This window comes from Nitrosomonas sp. (assembly GCF_022842015.1).
GTDB lineage: Bacteria > Pseudomonadota > Gammaproteobacteria > Burkholderiales > Nitrosomonadaceae > Nitrosomonas.
The window spans coordinates 1-15658 of the sequence record NZ_JALHQJ010000028.1; the positions used below are offsets into that span (position 1 = coordinate 1).

The following is a 15658-nucleotide window of genomic DNA, read 5'->3' on the forward strand; positions in this document are numbered from 1 at the left end:
ATTGATGAGGAATTACCATCCGGTCGCAGTGAATTTCAGCGCGATCGGGATCGCATCATCCATTCTGCAGCCTTTCGTCGGCTGGAATATAAAACCCAGGTATTTGTTAACCATGAAGGGGATTTGTTTCGCACGCGCCTGACACATAGTCTGGAGGTTGCGCAAATTGGGCGTTCCATAGCAAGAAATTTAGGTTTGAACGAAGACCTGGTGGAAGCGATTACACTGGCGCACGATCTTGGGCATACGCCTTTTGGTCACGCGGGCCAGGATGCATTGAATGAGTGTATGCGCGATTACGGTGGTTTTGAGCATAACCTGCAATCCCTGCGGGTTGTTGATGTGCTTGAAGAGCGTTATGCGGCTTTTGATGGGCTTAACCTTTGCTACGAAACCCGGGAGGGTATACTCAAGCATGTCTCCAAAAAAAATGCGCAGAAACTGGGCACTGTTGGCGAGCGTTTTTTGCAGCGAAGAAGGCCTTCATTGGAAGCACAGTTGGCTAATTTTGCCGATGAAATTGCTTACAACAATCATGATGTGGATGATGGGCTACGTTCGGGGCTGATCACATTGGGGCAATTGGAAGGCGTGGCAATTTTTTCGCAGCATCTAGAGCTAGTCAAAGAGAAACATCCAGCACTACCTGAACGCCGTATGGTCTATGAAACTGTGCGCGGCATGATCAATACGTTGGTGACTGATCTCATTCAGCAAAGCACGCGTAATATTAAAGAAGCAAAAGTTGATAGCTTGGCTGCCGTGCATATAGCGCCGCCACTCATCGGTTTTAGCCAGCAAATAAAAAAACAGCAGCAGGAATTGAAGAAATTCTTGCTCGATAACCTTTACCGGCATTTTCGCGTGGTGCGTATGAGTGCCAAAGCTCACCATACCCTCGAAAGGCTTTTTACAGCTTTTAGCTCGGAAATAAAATTACTACCTACGCAATATCAGAGAAAATTCGATCAAGAGGGATATCAGGCCATTGCTGATTATATTGCCGGGATGACTGACCGGTATGCAATCAAAGAATATCAGCGTTTATTCGCTATTGTCGAAAACTAGGCTAATACCGATTGATTGATACGAAAGTCAGTTTATATGCAAGTCACCGGGTTCATTAATACTGGTTTGGCGATATACGTAATGGCCGTTCGCTGGTAATATTGTTGATTGGTATAGGTGAATCTTTATCAGGCTGTTGAAAAACCATCTGCAATGTTGCTACTGCGTTAAAAACAGACTCCAAATGCTTATTGGTTCGGCATGAAATAATTTTTGTGCCCGTTTCGTCTGTGTCGACTTCCTCGGAAGCGTTTTTCAACAACCTGTTAATGGAAATTGCCTGTTTAAAATAACAATAAGAGTTAGGCTTATTAATGACAACACTAAAAAATGATACGTTATTACGCGCATTGCTGAAGCAACCTGTTGAATATACGCCGGTTTGGTTAATGCGTCAGGCAGGCAGATATCTTGCAGAATATAATGCAACGCGCGCGCGCGCGGGGGATTTCCTTGCTTTATGCAAAAATCCCGGATTCGCAACGGAAGTAACCATGCAACCGCTTGCGCGTTTTCCGCTGGATGCGGCCATATTATTTTCAGATATTCTCACCATACCTGACGCCATGGGGTTGGGATTGTATTTTGCTCAGGGTGAAGGCCCGATGTTTGAGCGTCCGCTACGAGAGGAAAAGGAGATCCGTGCGTTAAAGGTCCCCGATCCAAACAAGGAATTGCGTTATGTGATGGATGCGGTGTCGGAGATCCGCAAAGCGTTGGATAATCGAGTTCCCTTGATTGGTTTTTCCGGCAGTCCGTTTACGCTGGCTTGCTACATGGTAGAAGGACGTGGTGGAACCGAGTTTCGTGAAATCAAGACGATGTTGTACCAGCGTCCTGAACTGCTACATCATATTCTGGATGTGAATGCAAAGGCCGTGACCGCTTATCTGAATGCGCAAATCGAATCGGGTGCGCAGATAGTCATGATTTTTGATACTTGGGGCGGGGCGCTTTCGCATGCGGCCTATCAGGAATTTTCCTTGCGCTATATGCAGCAGATTATCGCCGGATTAAAACGAGAGCATGATGGCATGCCCATTCCGAGGATTGTTTTCACCAAAGGTGGCGGTTTGTGGCTGGAAGCCATTGCTGATATTGGTTGTGATGCCGTTGGCTTGGATTGGACGATCGACATCGGAGAAGCGCGTCGGCGGATTGGAGATAAAGTTGCTTTGCAGGGAAATCTTGATCCTTCGGTGTTGTTTGCATCACCAGAGGTCATTACTGCGGAAGTTGAAAAGATACTGCTTAGCTATGGTTCTGGAAGTGGCCATGTGTTTAATTTGGGACATGGTATTTCTCAATTTACCCCACCAGAAAATGCAGCAGCCTTGGTAGAAGCGGTACATACATTGAGTCGTAAATTTCACTTGGAGAGCGCTTAAGTTGATCTGAGTCGTTTCTGGAAAAGATTATGCATATTTTGATTATTGAGGATGATTTAGCGATTGCGGCTAATCTTTATGATTTTCTGGAATCAAGAGGACACACTGCCGATGCCGCCGCGAATGGGGTTGCGGGGCTGCATTTAGCGGTGACGCAGCGATTTGATGCAATTTTGCTTGATTTGGGGTTGCCGAGTATGAATGGCATGACATTGTGCCGGAAGCTACGTCAGGAATCGCAGGTTGATACGCCTATTTTGATGCTGACCGCACGTGATACGCTAGAAGATAAACTGGCAGGTTTTGAACAGGGAGCAGATGACTATCTGATTAAACCATTTGCATTAAAAGAAGTGGAGGCGCGTTTATTAGCGTTGCATAAAAGGCATCTCGGCAAAGTTGCGAATCGCACATTAGAATTCGAGAAGCTTATTTTTGACCCTAAAACATTGTCTATTCGCTTTGAGGATACAAATGTGAAGCTTCCGCCTAAGTGTATACGCTTGCTGGCGTTAATGATGAGCGAGCCAGGCAAGGTGTTCAGTCGCGAGGAGCTTGAATTAGAAGCTTGGAACGATGTCCAGGAAACCAGTGATACATTGCGCAGTCACATGCATATTTTACGGCGTGCTTTAACCAAGGCGGGTGGTTATGATCCAATCGAAACGGTTCATGGTCTTGGTTATTGCTTGACATCTCGTGCTCAGATTTCCAAGTGAACATAGCCTGCGCTATCGTGTTGCGGTAGCGCTATCAACATTTAGCATTTTTATTGTCGGTACGTTGTGCATTATTCTTTATTTTGTTTCTGATGATATTGAAGAGGCGCATATTGAACAAGTCATTGAGATGGAAATGGACCATCTTGTTCAACGCTACCAAATCCACTCAGATTTCATTTCTCAGGTCGGTTCAAATCTTAAAAGCTATGTGATTCACGGCATGGATGATGAACTACAGATCCCTACTTATTTGCGTGGATTTAGTTCGGGCTATCATCGCATTTACTATGGTCTTGAAAATTACCATATTCGTGTACGTGTGATCGATGAAGTAAAATTTCTTGTTGCTTATCGAATTGCGCTGCATCAGCAGCGTTTGAGCAAACTTAGGCTGATTATCTTGATTTCATGGTTTATTGTTGTTGCCATTGCTTTTCTGGTTGGTTACTTGTTAGCTGGGGTGCTGGTTAAACAGGTCACTGATTTGGCGGAGAAGGTCAGTCAGTTGGCTACAGATAATGCTCAAACAGGATTGTTGGCGCAACCGGATATGGATGAGGAAGTTGCGCAACTCGCCCATGCATTGGATGATTATCAGAATCGAATTAAACGCATGTTGCAACGCGAGCAGGAATTCACGGCCAATGTCAGTCATGAATTAAGAACGCCAATTACTACCATTCTTACCAGCTGTGAATTGTTGGTCGCAACGCCCGAATTACCGACAAGAGCGAACTATCGGATAAAAATGATCGAGTCAGCTGCCACGCGCATGGGTGAGCAATTGCAAGCTTTATTGTTTTTGGCGCGTGAACAGGGGCTAGGAGTTACCGAGCCTGTTGCTGTGGCTGAATGTGTTTTTGATGCTGTTGAGCCGATATGTTCCGAAATGTACCGGAAGAAACTAAAATTTGAAGTGAACATTCATCCCTCGGTGACGCTTGTAGTCAATCGCCAGGCATTACATACCGCATTAATGAATCTGCTTCGAAATGCAGTGCAATACACCGAAAGCGGTTTTATTCATGTTGAGTTTAAGGATCATCGATTATCCATTTCAGATTCGGGCATTGGAATAGAGCCCGCGTATTTGCCCTTACTCTATGAACGATTTTTTCGCGGCTCTGAACAAGGGGAAGGACTGGGCATCGGGCTCGCGATTGTTAAACGAATCTGTAATTACTATAGCTGGGGTATTGAGGTAGATAGTACGCCCGGCAAAGGCACCACGTTTCACATTATTTTTCCTTAATAATTGAAGAGATAGTCTTCGGTTTCCTTCACGATTTCTTCACATTTCTTGTGTTAACGTTTATGTGTGAAGAGCAATTCAGTCACGGGTTTTAAGATTTAACAAGAGTGTTTCTTATCGTCGTCTGCACCAACTAGGTGGTTACGTTTCGTAGAATCGCGGTTAATAAATTGAAGCTCCCAAGAACCAAACGGCTCCTGGGATTTTTTTATGTGGAATTTGCGGTGCTTTAAAAGATATTATAGTAAAAAGAGTTGTTTTTATAAACAAAAAATATGTCTAATCAATAAGTAGGGAGTATTGCATGGCAACTATACAACCAGTAGTTTTGTTTTTCGTATTTGGGGTTTTGGCAGGTGTAATCAAGTCTGACCTGAAAATACCCGAAGCGTTATATAAGAGTTTGAGTCTGTTTTTGTTGATCGCCATTGGTTTTAAAGGCGGTGTGGCGATGTCCAAGTACGAAATCATGGAGGTGCTGCCCATCGCAACCGCTATGGTTGTCTTATCGGCACTGATTCCATTGACGGCTTATCCAATATTGAGATTCATTGGTAAATTCACTCAAGCGGATGCGGGTGCAATCTCCGCGCATTACGGCTCGGTGAGTGCGGTCACGTTCGCCGTGGGGGTGGCTTTTCTGGCTGCGAAGGATGAGTATTCCGAAGGCTATATGGTGTTGATTATGGCGCTGATGGAAATACCGGCACTGGTGACCGGTACGATCCTGGCGCGTGCCGGTGCGGGCGGTGAGAAAACCCAATGGGGTAAATTGATGCACGAAATTCTGACCGGCACCAGTCTATTCCTATTAATAGCGGGCGTGATTATCGGTTATTACGCCGGGATGGTGAAACTTGTCGAACCTCTGGATAAGATGTTCATGGACTTATTCATGGGCGTGTTGGCTTTCTTCTTGTTGGAGATGGGGTTGCTGGCAGCATCAAGATTGAAAGCCGTTGTGGCAAAAGGTGTATTTATCATTTCATTTGGTATACTGTTCCCAATGATGGCAGGGTTATTTGGGGCTTACCTGGGTTGGCTGTTTGGTTTGTCAGAAGGCGGTACAATGCTATTGGCGGTGTTGTATGCCAGTTGTTCTTATATCGCGGCGCCTGCAGCCATGCGCATTGCGGTTCCAGATGCGGATCCAGCAGTTTCAATCGGTGCTTCGCTGGGCGTGACATTTCCTTTTAATATATTTCTGGGTGTGCCTATTTACTGGGAGATGTCGCATTGGTTCCATACCATACCTGTTTAGAAGCTATTAATTTTTGAATGATGATTGACCTTTCGGGAAGATAAATTATGAATAATACAATCGCAATGAAACGTTTCGAGATAGTCGTCGGTATTGAAAAGCTCGAGGAATTGGTGGAAATATTAGACGGGTCCGGAGTACGTGGCTACAGTCTTATTAAAAATGTCGGTGGGCTCGGATCGCGTGGTGTGCGAGACCCTGATGATGTTTTGTACGAACAAGAGAATGTGATGGTTGTTCTCGCCTGCAAAGACGATCAAGCACAAAAGGTGGTTTCCGGATTGAAGCCGGTGTTAAAAGGTTTCGGTGGAATGTGCTTGATTTCTGATTGTTTCTGGCTAGAAGGGCCGCCTATTTCTTACTGATTCGCAGTTTTTCGATAGATTCATTATAAGGATGCTGTAATATGCACAAGTTGTTTTTTGTGCGTATTACAGCATTTTACATCTACCGTAAAAGAAGGCTGATGCGGTTGATGTAATAATTATCGTCATCAAATATAGCTCGACCGATCATCACTGTTCATGCAAAAAAATACTCCTGTGTTGCTGCGCTTTATTCGCCTGACGCGCTTACTATTCCATGTTGCCTCAGGTTTATTGCAATCACTAGTGTATTCCTATTTTCCTTTGTCCATTCAACACAAAATGATGCAACACTGGGCAAGTGGTTTATTGTCTATACTTGGAATCAGGCTGCAATGCCATGGAAGATTACCTACGGTGGAAATTCCATGTGTACTAATGGCGGCCAATCATGTTTCTTGGTTGGATGTTTGTATATTGATGGCGGCTTGTCCAACTCGCTTTGTGGCCAAGGCGGAAATCAACCGGTGGCCGATCTTAGGTCGAATGAGTAGAAATGTCGGTACGCTGTTTATCGAGCGTGCAAAACGCGCTGACACCATGCGCATCAATCAACAAATCAGTGAAGTAATGGAGAGGGGAGAGCGAGTTACCGTATTTCCTGAGGGCACGACATCGGACGGTACACAACTCAATCATTTTCATGCCTCGTTACTCCAATCTGCGGTGATAACCGATGCATTGCTGTATCCTGTCGCCATTCGATATCGTAATAATACAGGCGAAATTTGCCAAGAAGCAGCATACCTAGAGCCATCGCTGGTTCTGTCTTTGCAGCAAATACTAAGTCAGATAAGGATTGATGCAGAGCTGATTTTTAATTCGCCGATTTCGTGCGGCACGAAGAATCGCCGCGAATTGGCACGCTCATCAGAACAAGCAATTGCCGATGCCTTGTCGTTGCCTATTGTACACAAGGAAGCTGGAAAATTTTCCGGTCTTCGAGGCGGATAGCAGTTAGTTGTCCGCCCCAAACGCAACCTGTATCCAATGCAATCAAATTGTCCGTCATGTGCAATCCTAGTGCTGACCAGTGACCACAAATAATAGTGCTATCCTGACTGGCCCGATGGGGTACGTTAAACCATGGAAAATAGCCGGATGGAATGGATTGTAAATTTCCTTTATAGGTAAAATTCATTTTACCTTCTAATGTGCATACGCGCATTCGTGTCATGGCGTTAATAATAACGCGCAAGCGCATATAATTCGTCCATTCTTCATGCCAGTAATCGGGTTCGTTGCCGTACATCGAGGAAAACAGTTCCTGTGAATTATTCTGTTGCAAGGCACTTTCTGCTTCACGAGCTAACTGCTGTGCTTGTGCAATTGACCAGGACGGCAACAGGCCTGCATGTACCATGGCATATTGAGCTTCGGAATGAAATAATTTTTGGTGCCGCAACCAGTGCAGCAATTCTTCTCGATCAGGTGCGTCAAGAATCGGCTGGATGGTGTCATTGCGATGTTTTTTCACTTTTCCTGCGGCAACCGTTAACAGGTGTAAATCGTGATTGCCCAATACCATCAGTATGGTGTCACCGGCTTGTTTAATATAACGCAATAATGGCAATGAATCAGGGCCGCGATTAACGATGTCTCCGACTAACCACAGTTTGTCTTGCGCGGGATCAAAACGGATCAGATCGATCAGCCGTTGGAAGTCGGAAAAACAGCCTTGTAAGTCGCCAATTGCATAGGTTGCCATGTGAGTATTAACGTAAATTCAATACATCCTGCATATCGAACAATCCGTTGGGTTTGTCAATCAGAAAACGCGCTGCGCGCAATGCGCCTATGGCGAAAGTCATGCGACTGCTGGCTTTGTGAGAAATCTCCACGCGTTCACCGATGCCGGCAAACATCGCAGTATGATCACCTACAATGTCTCCTGCGCGAATGGTTGAAAAACCAATGGTTTCCGGATTTCTTTCACCGGTGATGCCTTCACGGCCGTAAACTGCTACTGCACTCAAATCCTTTTGTAAAGTTTGCGCGATCACCTCTCCCATGCGCAAAGCGGTGCCGGATGGCGCATCGACTTTATGTCGATGATGTGCTTCGATTATTTCAATATCATAGCCTTCATTCAGTGTCTTGGCGGCAATTTCCAATAATTTGAATGTGACATTCACGCCGACACTCATGTTGGGTGCAAATACAATGGCAATATCTTTCGCAGCTGTTTTAAGCTGATCTTTCTCTTCGGTTGAGAAACCGGTTGTGCCAATCACCATTTTTACCCCGATTTTCCGACAAATAGAAAGGTGCGCTAAAGTGCCTTCGGGTCGAGTGAAGTCAATCAGGTGATCACAATCCGTTAAAGCACTCGCGAAATCATTGACAATTGGGACATCGCAGTGTGTTCCTATTAATTCTCCTGCATCCTTGTTCAGGTAAGGGCTGCCTGCCCTTTCCAGTGCGGCCGTTAATCGCATATCCGGTGCCTGTGTGACGGCTTCTAGCAGTGTGCGACCCATGCGTCCGGAACAGCCGGCGATCGCAATTCTTTGAGTTGTCATTTTATTCCTACAATGATCTTGAGTTTAATAATCAATAGCTAATTTTATCGAGTTATTACTTTACCTCGTCATCCGACTTGGTATCATTATGAGCAGAGTTACTCTCGACTGGTTTGGTTTTTGTGGTTTCTTGCGAAAATTGCATATAATTTTCGATATTGACTAAAGTATCGTTTTCAAAAAAAAGGGTTAACCGTTTATGCTCGGACAAGTCACCTTTCTCCCGCATTAAATACACATAATCCCATCGATTGTCGCGGAAGGCATCAACGATCAGTGGAGAGCCCATGACAAAGAGTACTTGGGATTTGGTCATGCCTAGGGTTAGTGTTTCCAGCATTTCATCTGAAACAAGATTGCCTTGCTGAACATCAATTTTGTATAGAATATGAGGAAGGAGTGAGCATCCAGTAAATAAAAGAAAAATAAGCAATGCAGAAAATTTTACAGCCATTTTATGAATAGTATGTTTTCAAAGTGAACACAGCACTATATGATACAGTAAATAATTTTCCGGATAGAAATAACCATGAGTAGTTCTGACAGTCTGAAAAGTATAGATCTTAAGAATATGGGTCTCAAAACTACGTTGCCAAGGCTCAAGATATTGAATTTATTTGAGCAAAGCAGTGTGCGGCATTTATCTGCTGAGGACGTTTATAAAGAGTTGCTCAATGAAGGTGAAGATATCGGATTGGCGACTGTATATCGTGTGCTCACGCAGTTTGAACAGGCCGGCCTACTTGAGCGACACCATTTTGAAAGCGGTAAAGCGGTATTTGAATTAAAGGGAGACGGTCATCATGATCACTTGGTCTGTCTACAATGTGGGCGTGTAGAAGAGTTTTACGATTCGGAAATAGAAAAACGCCAAATAAACATAGCAAAAGAACGTGGATTTACCCTGCAGGAACATTCGCTATCACTTTATGCCGACTGTATTAAACTCAATTGCCCATATAAAAAATAACTATGTCTGCGATTACCGCACAACCAAGCTTAATCAAATTCTTCTTGGCACAACGTACGGCTTGTAAGAAATTCTGTTTAAGTATCGTCGTTGTGTTAGTAGGGTTGATTTCTTTGCCATCTGCTCATGCTGATATTGCCAGTTTCGGGGATTGTATTTCCAGAATGAAGGTTTTGGCGAGATCCGAGGGCATTACAGATAGAACTGTCAATCAAGTTTTGGATAAGGTCAAGCACATACCTCGTGTGATCGAACTGGATCGGCGCCAGCCTGAATTTACGCAAACATTTGCTGGTTACTTTAGTACGCGCATCAGTGATGAACGTGTCCAACGTGGTCGAGCATTATTGACACAATACCGCACATTATTAGAAAGAATTCAATTAGAAACGGGTATTCCGGCGCAATATTTGATTTCATTCTGGGGATTGGAAACTAATTACGGTGGATATTTTGGTGATTGGTCAGTAACCGATTCGTTGGCTACATTAGCTTGTGATCCGCGTCGAAGTACCTTTTTTACGCAGGAACTGCTCAATGCGATGCGAATTCTGGATGCAGGGGATGTTTCTCAGGAACGGATGATCGGTTCTTGGGCAGGTGCCATGGGTCATATGCAATTCATGCCCTCGACTTTCTTAAGCTATGCCAAAGACGTTGATGGCGATGGGCGTCGTGATTTATGGGGAAGTATTCCAGATGCTATGGGGTCTGCTGCAAATTTCTTGCGACAATTGGGCTGGACGCCTGGACTGGATTGGGGGCAGGAAGTCCGGTTGCCATCATCTTTTGATTATGCGTTAGCTGGGCGCGATCATATGTTAAGTCTGGCAGAATGGGTGAGGTTAGGCGTTACCACAGCTTCTGGAGCGCCTATAGCACCGAGTGAGCAAAAATTTGCTTTGCTCGTGCCTTCCGGTCATCAGGGGCCGGCTTTTTTGGTTTCAAAGAATTTTCACGTCATCATGCGTTGGAATCGTTCAGAGTTTTACGCATTGTCAGTTGGCCATTTGGCGGATCGTATTGCTGGTGCCGCTGCATTGCGTCGTATGCCTCCGGCTGATACAGATAAAATATCTCGCGAACAAGTACGCCAACTTCAGATGGACTTATTGACATTAGGCATTGATTCAGGTGAAGCCGATGGTATATTGGGTTCAGCTACTCGCAAGGCAATCAGCCATTTTCAGCAGAGAACACAGCGTATCGCTGACGGGCATTTGGACATGGTTTTGTTAACTGCAATTCGTCAGGCGGCCAGTATGGCGTCTCGTTAGAAACCATTAAATAACGGTTATCTGGTTTCTAAGTCAGAAGATGTTTGATGGCTTCTTGTTCCGTAATTAATTCTTGATAGCTATGTTGCATTTTTGCTTGATCTGATTGATTTGTTTCCAAGTTCTCAACGATTGTATACTGACCGTTTTGGCAGGTGACAGGGAAGCTGTAGATGATTCCGCTCGGGATGCCATAACATCCGTTCGAAGGTACGCCCATCGAGACCCAATCACCTTCTCGGGTACCAAAAATCCAACTTTGCATATGATTGATAATAGCATTGGCTGCGCTAGCCGCGCTCGATTTGCCACGTCGCGCATCGATAATTGCTGCGCCGCGTTTTTGTACCACTGGGATAAAGTGATTTTCTATCCATGCAGAATCGCTTATCAATGAGGAAACTTTGTCGTTTCCCACTATGGCGTGGCTTAGGTCAGGGAATTGTGTGTTCGAATGATTCCCCCAAACGATCATTCGCTTAACATCTGATACAGGCACTCCAAGCTTAAGCGCAACCTGCGACAATGCACGATTGTGATCCAATCTTAGCATTGCAGAAAAATTTCCTGGATCAAGGTCGGGTGCATTTTTTAAAGCAATATAAGCATTCGTGTTGGCTGGATTGCCAACGACCAATACTTTAACATTGCGCTTGGCAGTTGCATTGAGTGCTTTTCCTTGTGCAATGAATATGGGACCGTTGGCTGCAAGAAGATCCTTGCGTTCCATATTTTCCCCACGCGGCCGCGCACCCACCAACAGGGCAATATCTACATTCTCGAAAGCAACCTCAGGATTGTCAGTGGTGATGATTCCCGCTAGTAGCGGAAAAGCGCAGTCGTATAATTCCATGACGATGCCATCAAAAAAAGGCTGCGCTTCAGTAATGTCATGTAATTGCAGAATAACCGGCTGATCTTTACCCAGCATGTCGCCGGCTGCAATGCGGAATAGCAGGCTATAACAAATCTGTCCGGTTGCGCCGGTGACAGCAATACGAATAGGCGATTTCATTTTTTCCAATCCTCGAGAAGCCACCAATAGACTGGAAAATTGGCGGTATATGGGGAATAGTAAGCAAATTATACTTGCAATCAGTGTCTGGCGAAAGAGCCAGCGTGTTTAATAATAAGGCATTTTGTTAGAACATTGATTGCAGATCAAAATGCTATTCATGATGCCCGGCCCGGAAGTGCTGCTCGATGTTGAGGTTGCGTGGCCAAATGCATATCAACTTTTTATCCAATTAGGAATTTTTCAGGTATTCAGCAACCATTCAGCTCTTATTTAATACAATTTGAAGAACAAACCCACAAGGTGGTCACATGAAAAGTTTTTATTCGAATTGTTTGATCATTATTTTGCTGAGTATCATCTTAAATGATGTTGCTTGGGCTCGCGGAGGGCATCACGGCCATAGGCATCATCATCATGGGCATTTAAATTTCGGTATCAATATTGGTGGATACAATTCCGGTTTTTATGGGCCAGGATTCTATCAATTTCGTTCTTATGGTTATCCTGTTAATTCAATGTTTATGATGCCGCGTGCTAGGTATGTACCAAGGCCTGTGGCTTCGGTGATTCCACCCGTCTATGTTCAGCGTGAACAGCCTTCGGTCCAGCCACAAGCTAATTACTGGCACTATTGCCAGAGCCCGGCAGGTTACTATCCAAATATCGAAAGTTGTCCTGGTGGTTGGATACAAGTGGCCCCGCAATCAACAATGGAATAATGTAGAGAGGTTAAATATGTTAATACTGAGAAATTTGATTGTCATTGTGATCGCCGGATTTCTGGTAGCGTGCGTTCATTTACCAACCGGGCCCAGCGTAATGGCGTTGCCAGGCTCTGGTAAAAACTTTGATCAGTTCCGGTCTGATGAATATGAATGCAAACAGTATGCGTATGAACAAGTCGAAGGTTATACGCCGCGAACCGCATCCCGGATGAGCGGTATTGAGAACGCAGCGCTGGGCAGTGGGCTCGGCGCTGCAGCGGGCGCTATTTTAGGGGGTGGTCATGGCGCAGCGATCGGAGCCGGAATCGGCCTTTTATTCGGCAGCGTGCTTGGATCAAGTAATGCGACAGCTTCAGGCTATGCTAGTCAACAGAGATATGACAATGGTTATGTGCAGTGTATGTATGCCAAAGGACACAGCGTTCCTGTCGATGGTAGGGTCATGAATAGTCCATCAGGTAGAAACACTGTCAGCAGGGTAGCTGTGCCAGCAGCAGAAAATTTTGTTCCGCCACCACCACCGCCCGGTAGCCCGCCGCCTCCACCTCTACGTTAATTCTTTTTCCATTTGTCAGCGGCTTGTGATCACTGAGTGATGCGCAAACCGCTGATACCTCCCTGAAAAAAAGTTGATAACAGGTATCACTGTTGCTTGATTTGACGCCGTTTTAGTAACTTATCTGTAAATAATGCAATCAATAGAAATGCGATGATATAGGGTATGGCAGTAAAGAAAGCTTCCTGATAATTTGTCATCTTTATCCGCAACGGATACTCATACTGCAAGGGGGGTATCCCTTCTCCTGTTACAAATAGGGTATATTGCCCTTCATCCAAGTTAAATTCACCCTTGATGATCCCATCTGAATGATTATTCGAGTATAAAGTTGTTATGGTATCGCTTAATGCTTGGCCAGTACCTCTTACGATTTTAATAGCAATCGGCATGTCACGCAGCGCTTGATCGACGAGATCCAACACCCACAAGGTTTCACCTTCATTGGGAATTTCAGTGCAGTATTCTGCTTCCGGGTCATGTTGAGGTTGATAAGTACTCAGGTGCACCATGCTGCCAGAAATATTGCGCATGCAAATGTCTGATTCTAAGGATACTTTGCCGTGAGCGGCGGCTAAGCCCGAATAGAATGCTGCGGTGACTATGGCGATTGAAGTCCAAATTTTTATGATTTGTCTCATCCTATAAACTCCTACACTTATTGATCAATAATCTATTTGAATTTTTTTGCCTTGTTTCGACGTGCTCCAAAAGGTTTCTCAGAAATCTGTTGTTTTCATGGTCAGTTGAAACTGACCATGAAAACAATTGCTGCAAATAAATAAGACTAAGGAACGATACGATTGTTCAGAATATCTCTGCTTGCGTTGTTCCAGGTTACATCAGTCAGGTTAGAGTAACGGGTGATAATCTGTGCTGCAATACCACCTGAAAATAAACCTGCCCAGCCCAAAATCACAAATCCCCAATGCAAAGGCGCGCTAAACAGTTCTTCCATGAACCAGAATGCATGTCCCCATTCGTTCAATCCTACGTTTGGCAGAATCATCAATGGGCCTGCAATCGCCATGACCAACGGGAATGATGTGCCACGGCTATACAGTGGCAGACGGGTCATCGCGTACAGGTATGACGCTACACCGCATACAATGTACATCGGGAATGAACCATAAAATACCACTACGTGACTTGGCGTAAAGCTCGTGTCACGTATAATCACTTGGTGCCATGATGCATCTTGTTCGGTAAAGAAGCTGCCGCCCCAGTAAACACCAAACAAGTAAACACCCAGCCACATCATCCAGTAAAAATAACGTTTGATCTCTAGCTTGGTGTCCAGATTGTCCAGTTGCTCCTTGGTGTCACGGGTCTTCAGTATCCAGCCCCAGGTTACCAACGCAAACAAAGGCATCAGAGTCATGTGTACCCGCCACAGTCCCATCCATACCTTGTCAAATTCCGGTTCCATCGAGTCCATACCGTGTGAATATGCAAATGTCCTTTGGTACCATATCCAAAATATCGCTACCAGAAGCATCGTTAACATGCCTATCTTGTAATATTTTGAGTCATACCACAGCGACATGTCGTAGTTGGCGCTCGCTGCGCCGCTAGTTGTGCCATAGGTTGTTGCCATCATTTCCTCCATTTGTTTGATCAATAAATATACGCAAGTAATGATTTATAATTAATTACATACTTAATGTAATTGCATAAATAATCACTTTTTTACGCAAATAAGCATAGCGCATTGCTATTCATTTACAATGAGTGTATCCACTCATTTTGTGAGGATAGGGTGCTTATCAGTTTTTAATGTTTTCGATTGGCAATTATTTGAAAACAAAAGTACTCAACATCGAATTAAATGATGAAGAAGTCGTAACTCAAGAAGGTTTCAATGTGATGAAGTGGGAGGATGATTAACGGGGGCCGGGTTTTCTGAATATTGCCCTTGTAATCGCAGCGCAAAGTTAATCAGACTATTAGGTCCGCTAAGATTGAGTTTTCGTGAAATATTGACACGGTGATTCTCAATGGTTTTTTGACTTACAAACAGCTTTTGAGCAATTTGCGGGGTGGTGAATCCTGCAGAAATTTTTGTGAGTATTTTGCGCTCAGTTTTCGTGAGACTTGTTATTTTATCCAGTGCGGTTTCGATTAATTTGTCGCGCTCCCTCTGAGTATTCTGTGTTTTTGCTAATTTCTCAATTCTTGCATTGATGCTGTTAATTAATTCTTCTTTGGTGAATGGCTTGGAAAGATAATCATCCGCGCCCATGTTCATGCCCATGCGAGTATCGGAGCGGGTCGATTTTGCTGTAAGGAAAATAAATGCAGAAGATGATAGTTGGGGTGCTTGTTTTAATCGGGCAAGCACGTCGAAGCCATCAATTCCAGGCAGCATGATATCGCAAATAATGATATCGGGAATAAACTCCAGCGCTGTTTTTATTCCATCTTCACCGGAAGGGGCGCTGATTACCCGATAGCCATAATGCCGAATAATTTCGGAGATATTCTCGCGCAACGATTTTTCGTCTTCGATGATAAGAATTAATGCGTTGTCCATG

General features: G+C 44.5%; 18 protein-coding genes. 11 read left to right on the forward strand and 7 right to left on the reverse strand.

The features are described 5' to 3' along the window. From Q0C11_RS06835 to Q0C11_RS06865, 7 genes are all read left to right on the forward strand, one after another. Positions 1-1068 carry a deoxyguanosinetriphosphate triphosphohydrolase gene (locus tag Q0C11_RS06835; RefSeq protein ID WP_293006817.1) on the forward strand — a complete coding sequence of 356 codons (1068 nt, stop codon included), beginning with the start codon at positions 1-3 and terminating at the stop codon, positions 1066-1068. A 314-nt stretch (positions 1069-1382) separates the two neighbouring features. Continuing rightward, positions 1383-2456, forward strand: a complete 1074-nt coding sequence (gene hemE, locus Q0C11_RS06840; protein ID WP_293006818.1) for a uroporphyrinogen decarboxylase — start codon at positions 1383-1385, stop codon at positions 2454-2456. 29 nt (positions 2457-2485) lie between these two features. Then, positions 2486-3175 (forward strand): response regulator transcription factor, encoded by a 690-nt coding sequence (locus tag Q0C11_RS06845; RefSeq protein WP_293006819.1) that lies wholly within the window; start codon positions 2486-2488, stop codon positions 3173-3175. Beyond that, positions 3156-4430, forward strand: a complete 1275-nt coding sequence (locus Q0C11_RS06850; protein WP_293006820.1) for a HAMP domain-containing sensor histidine kinase — start codon at positions 3156-3158, stop codon at positions 4428-4430. The genes Q0C11_RS06845 and Q0C11_RS06850 overlap by 20 nt, the downstream gene beginning before the upstream one ends. Before the next feature lie 304 nt (positions 4431-4734). Further along, complete coding sequence (locus tag Q0C11_RS06855; RefSeq protein WP_293006821.1) at positions 4735-5691, forward strand: sodium-dependent bicarbonate transport family permease; 957 nt, start codon at positions 4735-4737, stop codon at positions 5689-5691. A 47-nt stretch (positions 5692-5738) separates the two neighbouring features. Then, on the forward strand, positions 5739-6056 hold the full coding sequence (locus Q0C11_RS06860; protein WP_293006822.1) for a transcriptional regulator: 318 nt from the start codon (positions 5739-5741) through the stop codon (positions 6054-6056). A 159-nt stretch (positions 6057-6215) separates the two neighbouring features. Beyond that, positions 6216-7010 (forward strand): 1-acyl-sn-glycerol-3-phosphate acyltransferase, encoded by a 795-nt coding sequence (locus Q0C11_RS06865; RefSeq protein WP_293006823.1) that lies wholly within the window; start codon positions 6216-6218, stop codon positions 7008-7010. Here the strand turns inward: Q0C11_RS06865 and Q0C11_RS06870 are convergent. From Q0C11_RS06870 to Q0C11_RS06880, 3 genes are read right to left on the reverse strand one after another with little or no spacing between them, the layout of a single operon-like run. Next, positions 6961-7764, reverse strand: coding sequence for a symmetrical bis(5'-nucleosyl)-tetraphosphatase (locus Q0C11_RS06870; RefSeq protein ID WP_293006824.1), 804 nt, complete (start codon positions 7762-7764; stop codon positions 6961-6963). The genes Q0C11_RS06865 and Q0C11_RS06870 overlap by 50 nt on opposite strands. A 7-nt stretch (positions 7765-7771) precedes the next feature. Further along, positions 7772-8578 (reverse strand): 4-hydroxy-tetrahydrodipicolinate reductase, encoded by an 807-nt coding sequence (gene dapB, locus Q0C11_RS06875; protein ID WP_293006825.1) that lies wholly within the window; start codon positions 8576-8578, stop codon positions 7772-7774. A gap of 55 nt (positions 8579-8633) precedes the next feature. Further along, positions 8634-9032, reverse strand: a complete 399-nt coding sequence (locus tag Q0C11_RS06880) for an outer membrane protein assembly factor BamE (RefSeq protein ID WP_293006826.1) — start codon at positions 9030-9032, stop codon at positions 8634-8636. Between the two features lie 75 nt (positions 9033-9107). Here Q0C11_RS06880 and fur point away from each other — a divergent pair, with 75 nt between their 5' ends. Together fur and Q0C11_RS06890 are read left to right on the forward strand one after the other, a co-directional pair. Next, positions 9108-9548, forward strand: coding sequence for a ferric iron uptake transcriptional regulator (gene fur / locus Q0C11_RS06885; RefSeq protein ID WP_292920413.1), 441 nt, complete (start codon positions 9108-9110; stop codon positions 9546-9548). Between the two features lie 2 nt (positions 9549-9550). Next, positions 9551-10825, forward strand: coding sequence for a lytic murein transglycosylase (locus Q0C11_RS06890; protein ID WP_293006827.1), 1275 nt, complete (start codon positions 9551-9553; stop codon positions 10823-10825). A gap of 28 nt (positions 10826-10853) precedes the next feature. Here the strand turns inward: Q0C11_RS06890 and Q0C11_RS06895 are convergent, their stop codons facing one another. After that, complete coding sequence (locus Q0C11_RS06895) at positions 10854-11840, reverse strand: malate dehydrogenase (protein WP_293006828.1); 987 nt, start codon at positions 11838-11840, stop codon at positions 10854-10856. A gap of 311 nt (positions 11841-12151) precedes the next feature. On the opposite strand from Q0C11_RS06895, the gene Q0C11_RS06900 reads away from it, so the two are divergent. Together Q0C11_RS06900 and Q0C11_RS06905 are read left to right on the forward strand one after the other, a co-directional pair. Continuing rightward, positions 12152-12562 carry a hypothetical protein gene (locus tag Q0C11_RS06900; RefSeq protein WP_293006829.1) on the forward strand — a complete coding sequence of 137 codons (411 nt, stop codon included), beginning with the start codon at positions 12152-12154 and terminating at the stop codon, positions 12560-12562. Between the two features lie 16 nt (positions 12563-12578). After that, positions 12579-13124, forward strand: coding sequence for a YMGG-like glycine zipper-containing protein (locus Q0C11_RS06905; protein WP_293006830.1), 546 nt, complete (start codon positions 12579-12581; stop codon positions 13122-13124). Positions 13125-13210: 86 nt separating this feature from the next. Here the strand turns inward: Q0C11_RS06905 and Q0C11_RS06910 are convergent, their stop codons facing one another. The 3 genes from Q0C11_RS06910 to Q0C11_RS06920 all read right to left on the reverse strand — a co-directional run bounded on the left by Q0C11_RS06910 (position 13211) and on the right by Q0C11_RS06920 (position 15657). Then, entirely contained in the window at positions 13211-13765 is a 555-nt protein-coding gene (locus Q0C11_RS06910) for a hypothetical protein (protein WP_293006831.1), read from the reverse strand. Between the two features lie 146 nt (positions 13766-13911). After that, entirely contained in the window at positions 13912-14721 is an 810-nt protein-coding gene (locus Q0C11_RS06915; RefSeq protein WP_293006855.1) for a methane monooxygenase/ammonia monooxygenase subunit C, read from the reverse strand. Between the two features lie 261 nt (positions 14722-14982). Continuing rightward, the gene (locus tag Q0C11_RS06920; protein ID WP_293006832.1) at positions 14983-15657 is read right to left on the reverse strand and encodes a response regulator transcription factor; all 675 of its coding nucleotides are present in this window, start codon (positions 15655-15657) and stop codon (positions 14983-14985) included. Between the last annotated feature and the right edge of the window lies 1 nt (position 15658).